Here is a 10116-nt window from a genome sequence, read left to right as displayed (position 1 = left end):
AACAGGGCGTCAACCGCCGCGTCGGGCAGGCCAAGCCACGCGGCCATGACAAGGATGTTGGTATCCATACGGGCGACATGCCCGGACCCGGCCCACTCGATTTCAACGTCGCGCTGCTGTGCCGGTGTGAGATATGCGAAGAAGCCTGACAATTCATCGGGCCATTCGCCCTTTGCCGCCGCCACGCAGCCGGCGTCAGAGATGATGGCGTTCGCGGCCAGCGCAAGGCAGAACTCGCGCTTGGACAGGGTTGCGGCGTTACGCTTTTCGGCCAGCGCCGCCGCCGTCCTTTGCTCCGCCGTCTGCATCCGCGTCCAGTCGATGTTCATGCCAATCCTCCGTCATTTGCGCCTGCGGGCAGCGTGATCGGCCCGTCGTCGGTGGTGATTGTCTGTTGTTCCGGCGCCGGCCCGCCGTACAGCCCATAGGGCAGCAGCATCGCCAGATGCAGGACGCCGCCGACGCGGGTTATGTCGCCCATTATCCAGTCGCAGGCGACCGCATCGGCGGGAAGAACAGCACCCTCGGGAAGGGGGGATAGATCGAGTGCCGCGCCATTGACGGTCAGTACGTCACCGGCCACGGACAGCGCCAGCGTGTCAAAGCGCGATTGCGGGATGAATGTGATCTGCATGGGTGCTCCTCCTCAATACCATAGGCCGGTGGCGGTTGTGGTGGCGTTGCGCACCTCAGATGTCACCACCGCGCTGCTGTCGGTGATGATCAGCCCGAACGACCCGTAGTAATCGGCGGATGGAGATATTGTGACCACGCCGAGTTTGGTCCGGCTCAAATCAGTAAGATCGCCAGTTGCCCCCGTCGCGGTCACGCTGCCCGACACAGCCGAAGTGATGAATTTAGCCGGGTAGGTCCATGTCACCCTCACTTGCTGAGTGCTGCTGTAGGTCAGGGTTTGGGCGGTATTCCAGCAAGTCTGAAATCCGTTGGCAAACCGCACGTAGGCTCCGTTTGCATTGCTGCCATATTCGTCCTCACGGTTGGCGATCCAGTTGGTGCCGTCGTAGAGGATATCCGTGTCCGCATCGCTACGGATATAGCCTGACGGCAGGGCGGCCCCCGTGACGGTTTTGGCCGCCGCCGCGCCGATGCCGTCAACGTTGATCGTGGTGGCGGCTGTGTTGGCCGATGTCGCCCGGAACCGCAGCCGCAGCCCGGTCGTCAGGCTACCAAGGCTTGCCCCGGTGGTCAGCGTGATCGCATTGGCCGTCCCGCCTTTGGTCACGCGCAACGCCGGAGACGCCGACAACACCGTGGCCGAGGCTCCGACTTCCAGCACGCGCCCCGCCGTGGCGTCGGCGGGACTGGATTGCACGGGAAAGAAATCTGCCGCGTCCAGCCCGGTCAAGTAATCCGGCATAGTGTCGAAGCACCATGTGAAGCCGGCAAGAACGCGGGCATTGTAGGTGTCCGGGCTGTTCAAGTCCGGGGCGGTCGGTGCCGCAGGAAAGCTAAGCGTCATAGGTCGCGCCTTTCACGATCAATTCCAAGTCAGAGATTGTCGGTCCTGACAGGATCATTTCGAGGGATTCGTACCGACCAAAAACGGTTGTCCCGTAATCGGTATCATCAGCGGTGTGATAGAATAGAGCGAATTTTGCCCGCAAGCCCGCCAACTTCCGACGCAATCGCTTCACGTCGCCAGTTTTGACCACGACAGGAAATTTTGTCACATCGCGATACCCTCGGCGTGTTATACTGACATTGCCGTAACCGTCTGTAGTCTCGGCGGAAAAATCATCAATTCCGATTGTCGCGCCGAAAACAACGTCGCCAACGGTGATTGTGTTTCCGATAATGATTTCAGAGATTTCAACAGTTCCGGCGCCGTCGCCTATTGTTATTTCAATGCGATTTCCAGGCTGGCATATGATGTCCTCGAATATGGCATTCTCGACTTTTCTCGGCTCTATCGTGACCATCGCCAAGGCGTCAACCATTTCAGAATAGTCGGCAAGGTATCGCGTTCGCGTCACTAGCACGGCATCCGCCGGATTCAGGACTTCAATTGTCGCCTCTGCCGCTGACACGCCGACCAGCCCGACAGATCGGGTCAATTCGGTCGGTTCTATGGTATAGGTGATGGTTCCAGATTTTGACAACGGCGCTGACAGCACATCGTCGAATGCGCGCCAAGGCTTAGTCGATCCGATTACAATCCATTTCGTTCCGTCGTCAGTCTCAGGGTGTTCCCCAGATTTGTGCCGACAACTGACTCGTAGACCAGATGTGCGGTGGCGACAATGACATGATCCCCGGCGTCGTAGGTCGTCGATATATCCCATTCCGCTGCGTCGTCCTCGGGGACATTGGTAGCAGTCATGATGGCGTTAGTCATGATGATCGACGGTAGTACCTTCATACCCGTTCCCCCGGAATTCCATCGACGTCCCATTTGGTCAGGGGTTCGATTGCCGTCCTTGATGCTTGAGACCGTGGCGGTGCCGATTTGCTTGTCTTGCGCTTTCATTCCATGCAATTCAGCTTTAACCGCCCGCAGTTCGGCCACGACCTCGCGCATGTCGAACATCGCCCGCAAGTCGCTGTTGCTGGTGATCCGCGATGGCCCGGTGTATTCAAGTTCCGGCCCGCGCTCGCCAACCATCCGCAACCCGCCGGCATGGATGCCGCCGTCGGCAAACCCCGGCACGTTCAGCCCGATGGTTTTCCAGTTGAACGTTTCCGGCCGGAATGCCCGTGTCCCGTCGAGAAGTTGTTGCAGCCCGATCTGCTCGAAATGCATTTGCGGTTTGGACGCCCATTCCGGGATCACGTGCTTTTTGTATTCACCGGGATTGACCATAAGGCCGGGGTCGGTCAGATGCTCAAACAGCAGCGCCTTGGTGCGATCCCCGGTCGGGTCGGCGACGATTGCCTTGATGCTGTCATAGGCCGAGAAGCCCGCCACCCGGTCGGCCAGCCCTTGCAGAGTGCCGCCCTTGGCATTGTGGTCAGCGATGTTGATGCCGGCAATCCGGGCCAGTTCTTCGATTTTGTCCTTGCCCAGGATGTTGGCGCCCATCGGCCCCGTCAGGGTGCCCGCCGCTGCATTGGTCAAAGCACTCGCCACCTCACGCCCCTTTTCGGCGGCGATCTGATCGGCAACCGCCTTGCGCAGATCGCCAAGGGCCAGCGACAGCACCGACATGGGCGTCGTGATGCCCGTCTTGAGGGTATCGCCGAACCACGTCGAGAATGCCGCCTCGGGGGCAAATTTGAAGCTGCCCCCGACAGTCAGAAGGCCGGCATTTGCCCCCCGAATGGCGTCCAGCAGCGCCAGTTGCCGCCCGTCAAGCCCGTCGATATTGACGCCGCCCATGATCGTCTTGGTGAAGATGCCGTCGCCAGCGATGATCTGATGCAGGAATTTATCGGCCACCCACGACAGGCCCGTTGCCTGCGTCACCCCGGTAATGCCGCCCGCAATCGTCTTGGCTACGGTGGACGATCCGGCCAAAAGCTGCCGCCAGAAATCGCCGGCAGTGCCGGTCATCGCATCGACGGTCAGTTTGCCGGTGATCCCGCGCATCGGGGCGGTGAATGCGTCGGTCAACAAGGTCCAGTAATCGGCCTCTACCGCGCCCATTTTATATACGCTCAACTTGCCGTTGATCCCCCGCGTCGGCGCGGTGAAGGCATTCGTCAGCAGCCCGAAATAGCTGCTTTCGACCGGCGTCATCCTGTCTACCGAAAGTTTTCCGGCGATGCCCCGCGGCACCGACTTGAACCCGCCGGTCAGCAGCCCGAAATAGCCGGCCTCGACCTCGCCCATGCCGAACACGCTCAACTTGCCCGCGATGTTCTGGCGCGTGGTTGACGCCCCTGCCAGAAGCCGCTGCCAGAACTGCCCCGCGTCGTCGGTCATCGGCAATACGGAAACCAACCCGGAAATCGTCTTGGCCGTGGTCGTTACCCCGGACATAAGTTGCCGCCAGAACTGCCCCCCGGTCTTGTCCATGGCGGCGACAGTCAGCGATCCGGCAATGCCGCGCGATACATCGCCAACCGCCGCCAGTTGCGTCAGGAACCGCTGACCCAGCGGCGAAATGCCGTCATCGTCCAGAGTCGCCGTGATGCCCCGCGTGGCCGTGGTGGTGTCCATGGACAGAAGCCGGCGCATTGCCGGGCTGGCATCAATCGCGCCGGTGATGCCGATGTCACGGGCGCCGGTGGTGTCTTTCGAGAGCAGATCGACCATGAATGCGGACATGGCGGGATCAAAGCCGCTTGTGATGCCGACCTTGCGGGTGCCGGTCGTGAACGCCGCGCCCAGCAGCGTCTTGATCTTGTCGGGCATGTCGGTGAACGCGCCCGCGATGCCGATATCGCGCCGGGCGGCTGTGTTGGCCGAAAGCAGCTTGCGGAATTTAAGGTCGGTTTCATCGGTGAATGCACCGGTGATGCCGATGTCGCGGCGCAGCGAGGTCTTGCCAAGCCCGAGCAGTCGCTCAAGATTGCCAGCCAGATCGTCATCAAAACTGCCGGTGATGCCGATGTCACGGGTGGCGCTGGTCGCGCCGAAAGTCAGCAGGGTCTTGAACTTTCCGGCCAGTCCGTCGCCGAAATCTCCGAAAATGCCGATATCCCGGCGGCCAGCGGTGTTGCCCGACAAAAGCCGTTGGAACCTGCCGGCCAGTCCGTCGCCGAACCGCCAGTGATCCCGATGTCCCAAGCCCAGTGACCAATCGCGGTCGGCTTGTCGAACAGCAGCGGCTTGATGCTGCCCTTGACCCCGGCCCCCAGTGAAGCCGAGATATCGACGGCATACGCGCCCTTTTGCTCAAACAGCACCCGGCGATTGCCGGCGCTCATGGCGCCAACCGATGCCGTGATCGACCGCTCAACCGGCGCGGTCTGGATTAACTGATCTAGGAACAGCAGCCCCAGAGCGTCAATCCCGCCAGGGTTGACGACGGCCTTGATGGTGCGGATCGCCCTGCTGCCATCTTCGGCCAGCAGCGTGACCAACTCGGGGTCCATGCCATCGGCAAAAGCGGCTGCGATGGTGACGGCCCGGATCGCCATGGTGTTGGCGTTCAGCAGCAATTTCTGGATCGGCTTATCCAGTCCCGACACCAGCGTCGCGGTGATGTTGACCGCATATTCGCCGGCTTGCGTCAACAGGATGCGCCGGGCGGCTTTGTCCAGGCTCAGGGCAGCCGTGACAACCGCCTCGAATGTCCCGGTATCGCCGAACACGAGCTGGCGCACGTTCTTTGTCACGCTGGGATCAAGCGCCGCCCGGACTGCCACGTCATAGGCACCCGTTGCGGCAAGCGCCAGGATCATCGCATCGGGGTCGGCATTGGACGACAGTACCGCCTTGACCGTCCGCACAAGGTTGGAATTGCCGATCAAGGCAAGCCGCTTGGTTTCGTCGTCAAGCGGCGACCGCACGATGAATTTTATGGTCTTGGTCAGGCTCGACGTGACCATAAGCGCCAGCGCCGCCGTGGCCTCATCCAGCCCCTTGGTGACGATGAATTTCAGGTTTTTGGTCATGTCGGAAATCGACTGCGTGGCAATCCATTTCATGTCCGGCGTCAGATCATCCCGGCGCAGGATGAAGTCGAACGTGGTCTTGATGTTGCCGCCGGCGCCAGTAACAAGGTCTTTGACCCACGCTGGCAGTTTGCTGCCCTTGCCGAGATTGATGGCGATATCCAGATCGGCCATGATCTTGTCATAGCTGAAATCTTTGGCGCTGGTGATCGCATCGCTGATCTGTTTCAGCGTCGTATCGAACAGCCCGACCGTGCCGTCGAAATTCTTGATCAGTTCCTGCGTCTCGGCGTCGAACGTCTTGAGCAAGTCGGCGTCGATCCCGTCCAGTTGCAGGAAATTCGCCAGGCTGGTCAGCACGTCGATCTGCTGTTGATACAGCCCGCGCAGAATGTCGTCATTGCTGCCCTCGACGTCCGAAATGCCGCCGGCCAGTTGCAGCGCCGCCGTGACCTGCGCCGCTTGCCGGCGGTAATCCACCGCCGACCCCGACGTCGCCTGAATGCTTTCGAGATAGGCTTTTGCCAGCGCCGGCATGTCCTGCGCCGCTTGCAGATCGCCGCCCTTGACCATCCCGAACGCGGTATCAAACCGGCCCTTGTTGGTGGCAAACTGCTGCGATGCCGACCCCAAGGCCAGCGGCGAGTTGTTCAGGTCGCGCAGGAAATCGCGGATCGTGGTGGCGGCCTTGTACCAAAGCGATGCAGACGCCTTGTAATCCGCCGCCATCTGCGTGGCCTGGTCGATCTGGACGCCGATTTCGCCGCCGATCCGGTCAACGATGCCCTGCATTGCTGCCGTGAACGACGCCACCTGCGGCAATACCGCGTCCATCGCGCCGGCAAGGCTGACCATCCCCGCGAACAACTCGCGCCCGGCCTCGGTCGTGGTGTCGATGGCATCCACGATCTTGCGATATTCCGCCCGGCTTTCCGGCATCACGACATTCAGATCGGCGAACTGATCGCGCAACCGCCGCATGATGGTGTCGGACCGTTCGGCCTCGCTGTAAAACGCCTCCCAATAGGTGCCGACTGCGCTGGTCATCGCATCAAGCCCGCCGAACGCATCCACCAACCCGGACGCCATGTCGGCCCCGGCCAGCGTGGCCGCGTAGAGGTTGCGCCCCAGCAAGTCGAATGCGTCGTTGGCCGTGACCAGCGCCGCAGACAGCCGGGTCACAGCTGCAAGGCTTTCCTCGCCCGCGCGCGTGTACCGTTGCAATCCGGGGATCATGCCCGCAAAGGCGTTGCCAAGATCGCCGAACGCATCCTCAACCGCCTTCTGCGCGTCTTCCTCGGACAGTCCCTTGGTCGAGACTTGCAGCGTGTGCGAAAACTTGGTGAAGGCGTCCGACCCGATGCCCATGGTTTTCGCCGCGACCAGAACGCCGCCCTGAATGTCGGCAACCGCGCGGATCAGCGGGTCGGCAACAGCGTCGTCTGCCGGCGAATAGCCGGTGCTGACTTTTTTCGACAGCCCCCAGAACTTTTTCTTTTCGATGGTGCTGAAAGTCTCGATCAGCGCATCCATGCCGGTGACGGTCACCCGCAGGCCGGCATCCAGTTCGGTCGTTTTCGTCTTGAAAAACGAAAACACGGCGGCGACGGCCAGAAGCGGCGCGGCGATCATGCCGATGGCGCCGGCAATGGCCGACATGCTGCCGGTCGCCGCCAACCCAAGCTGCGACCCGATGCCGCTAAACATCGTCCCAAAACCGCCGAACATGTTGGTTATGCCGGTCGTGAACCCTTTGAACAGACCGCCGATGACGCCGCCGGCGCCGAACACCTTGCCGCCCAGCAGCCCGCCCAGGATGCCGCCGCCGCCTCCCGCGCCCCCGGCTGCAACGCCGCCAGCCGCCGCCGATGTTCCGGCACCGCCGCCGACCGACAGGCCAAGAGCCAGTTTGATCGGGTTTGCAATCGACGTGGCAATCATCTGCGAAATCATCCGCTTGAAGCCGTCGATGATTGACTTGGCGAAGTCCTTGAAGCTGCGAATGCCGCCGGTCAGGAATTCCCCGAACGCATTGCCGAGGTTGTCGATGGCGCCGGAAAGCGGACCCTCCATTTCGGTCTTCAAGTCTTTGACGGCTTCCTCGGCCTTGCCAGCACCGCCGGCAACGCCCTTTTCGCCAAGGGCGTTGTTCACTTCGCCAAGCGCGTCCTTCAGCTTGTCGGATGCCTTGGTTCCTTCATCCAGTTCGCCGTTTGCGCCGTCCATTTGGAGTTGGAGCGTTTTCAGGGCCGCGTTGACCCTATCCCATCCTTGCTCGCGCAATGCAGCCGCCGACGCAGTCAACCGTTCGTTCGCGCTTGTCGCCGCCTGCGCCTTTGCCGTGTATTCGCTCATCGACCCGAAGGCGTTGGCAGAGGCCGCACTCAGCGAATCTGAAATGCCGCCGAAACCTGGAATACCGGCAAGTCCTCCGGCCATGCTTCCCAGAAATCCCGACCACATTTCGGTCAGGCCGGCCAGCATCGAATAGAAACCGGACTTGACCGTTTCCCAAACCGCATTCAGCGACGGGCCGATGGACGATGCGCTTGTCTTGATGCCTTCCCACACGCCGGCCGCCAGATCGCCAAGCGCCTGCAGCGCAAAGCCCCAACCGCCCGTCGCTGTGACCAACTTATTGAACCAATAGACGCCTTCGCCAATGGCGACGACAAACAACCCGATCCCTATTCGCATGATCGCCGCCCGCAAGAACGTCAGCGCCCCGGCAAATGTCAGTGTACTGGCGGCCGCGATTGCTGCGCTGGTGACATAGGCGCCGCCAATCGCCAAAGCGGCTGTGCCGGCATAGATCGCCACGCGGTCGATATTTTCGGCAAGCGCAATGATTGCCTTCGCCACGGCACCGCTGGCGCCATAAGCGCCATCCATCTGCCCGATAAACAGTGTGAAGTTGTTCCCCAAGACCGTGAACGCCTGCGATACCGTGGGAATCGTATTAGCGAATGCAGCCTCAAGTTCCGTCGTTTGACTGATGATCGCGTCGAAGAATTCCTTGCTGGAAATCTCGCCCGCGATGACCATCTGCCGCAATCGGCCAACCGATCCGGCGGCACCGTCGATGGCATTTGCCGCCGCCTGCGCAATCGGGAATGCGCCCTCAAGAATGCTGTTGAATTCTTCGGCGCGAACCGTGCCGCCTGACATGGCCTGCGACAGTTGCAACAGGGCGCCAGCCGCTTCGCCCGACGATGCGCCGGTTTGCGCAAGCGCGAGGCCGACGTTTTCGGTAAAACCGCATTACGCTCTGCTGTGATGCGCCCAGGTCTTTGCCGGCGATGCTGATACGCTGGTAAAGCTGCGCCGTGGCCTCTAGCGGTGCCCGTGTCCGGTTGGAAATGTCCGCTATGGCTTGGATTGATCCGGCGACATGACCGGCATCAACACCCATCGCGCGCATACTGTTTGCGATCTTGTTGTATTGCTCAGACGCCGCCCCGATGCTGCGAACGCCCAAAAACGCCGTCGTCATCGCTACAAGGTGCTTGGCCGCGCTAACCGCCGCCGCGCGCATCTTGTCTGTGGATGCCGCCGCGCCCTTGATCTTCGTCCCGGCCGCCGCCGCGCTATCGCCGGTGCGCTTGAATTCGCGCCCGAACCGATCCGTCGCCTTTTCCGCCTTGCCGCCGGCGGCAGTCAGCCGGTCAAGCTCGGTGACGCCGGATTTCAGGCCGGATGAATCGGCCACCAATTTTAACTCGGCAAATGCGCTCACTGGCGTATTCCCTCAAACGAGAAAGACCCCGGAGCGTTTCCGCCCGGAGCCTTTGGTTGTCGTCTTGGTTTAGATCAGGCGATTGTCAGTGAATGCGCGGGGCGATCACTTGGCAAGCCGCGCCAGACCTTTCGGCGTCACACGAACCTGTTCAGTGACCTTTTCCGTTCCGTCCGGGCGCGAAACCGTCGTGACCTTGTGCTCCAGATACCCCGTGGCCGTTCGACTTTGGTATCCGAGATAGCTGGCCGATCCGGGCCGCTTGTAAATCCAGCCGTTTTGCATGAGCCAGTCGAACAAGTCCTTCGGGCGCATCTGCAACGCCTTGGCCGCGTCGGTAATACACAAGGAACCATCGGCCTTGGATATGCGGGCCAGCGCCTCTTGCGATGGCAACAATTCCTGCACCCGCCGTTCCAGTCGCTCGGCTTGATCGCTGTAGTTCAACAGCAGCGCCCGAAGCTGGGCCGGGTTGTTCAGGTCGATGGCGGTTCCGGCCTGAGCGATCCTGCTCAACTCGGCTTCCATCGCCTTGAACGCCTCGATGTAGCGCAGCTTCCACTTGAGCGCCTTGGTCCCGGTGAAGCCCATCGCCAGCAAGGTGAACCCGTCACGGTCCATTTCATACATGCGGTAGGTCTGGCCGTTGGATGCCTCTACATAGGGGGTCTCCCCAAAATTGGCGAGACCCAACTGCGGCTCTGCGGCGATCAGATTGCCGATGTCGCGCAACACATGGTCATGCCGCTTCCCGAAGAACGCGGCAATATCCCGGCTGGTGGCGAAGACTTCCCCATCCTTGGCGAACACAACGGGCTGGCGGCTGGTGTCGATTGCGATTTGTTCCATCATACTGCCCC

The 10116-nt window shown here is 61.2% G+C and carries 8 protein-coding genes; all 8 read right to left on the bottom strand.

Features of this window, described 5'->3' with window-relative positions; all coding sequences use genetic code 11:
• The coding region (locus tag IPL79_20420; GenBank protein ID MBK9073340.1) for a hypothetical protein at positions 1 to 329 on the bottom strand (329 nt) is incomplete at its 3' end.
• The gene (locus IPL79_20415) at positions 326 to 634 is read right to left on the bottom strand and encodes a hypothetical protein (protein ID MBK9073339.1); all 309 of its coding nucleotides are present in this window, start codon (positions 632 to 634) and stop codon (positions 326 to 328) included. The genes IPL79_20415 and IPL79_20420, both read right to left, overlap by 4 nt.
• A gap of 12 nt (positions 635 to 646) precedes the next feature.
• Positions 647 to 1480 carry a hypothetical protein gene (locus IPL79_20410; GenBank protein ID MBK9073338.1) on the bottom strand — a complete coding sequence of 278 codons (834 nt, stop codon included), beginning with the start codon at positions 1478 to 1480 and terminating at the stop codon, positions 647 to 649.
• Complete coding sequence (locus tag IPL79_20405) at positions 1470 to 2120, bottom strand: hypothetical protein (protein ID MBK9073337.1); 651 nt, start codon at positions 2118 to 2120, stop codon at positions 1470 to 1472. The genes IPL79_20410 and IPL79_20405 overlap by 11 nt, the downstream gene beginning before the upstream one ends.
• A 50-nt stretch (positions 2121 to 2170) precedes the next feature.
• Entirely contained in the window at positions 2171 to 4630 is a 2460-nt protein-coding gene (locus IPL79_20400) for a hypothetical protein (protein MBK9073336.1), read from the bottom strand.
• Positions 4543 to 8688, bottom strand: a complete 4146-nt coding sequence (locus IPL79_20395) for a hypothetical protein (GenBank protein MBK9073335.1) — start codon at positions 8686 to 8688, stop codon at positions 4543 to 4545. The genes IPL79_20400 and IPL79_20395 overlap by 88 nt, the downstream gene beginning before the upstream one ends.
• On the bottom strand, positions 8642 to 9256 hold the full coding sequence (locus IPL79_20390) for a hypothetical protein (GenBank protein MBK9073334.1): 615 nt from the start codon (positions 9254 to 9256) through the stop codon (positions 8642 to 8644). The genes IPL79_20395 and IPL79_20390 overlap by 47 nt, the downstream gene beginning before the upstream one ends.
• A 105-nt stretch (positions 9257 to 9361) precedes the next feature.
• The gene (locus tag IPL79_20385) at positions 9362 to 10108 is read right to left on the bottom strand and encodes a phage regulatory protein/antirepressor Ant (GenBank protein MBK9073333.1); all 747 of its coding nucleotides are present in this window, start codon (positions 10106 to 10108) and stop codon (positions 9362 to 9364) included.
• Between the last annotated feature and the right edge of the window lie 8 nt (positions 10109 to 10116).

The sequence above is a fragment of the Myxococcales bacterium genome, assembly GCA_016716835.1.
Lineage (GTDB): Bacteria > Myxococcota_A > Polyangia > Haliangiales > Haliangiaceae > JADJUW01.
The sequence above is the reverse complement of the archived record's forward strand: the minus strand, read 5'-3'. Positions and strand labels throughout refer to the sequence as shown.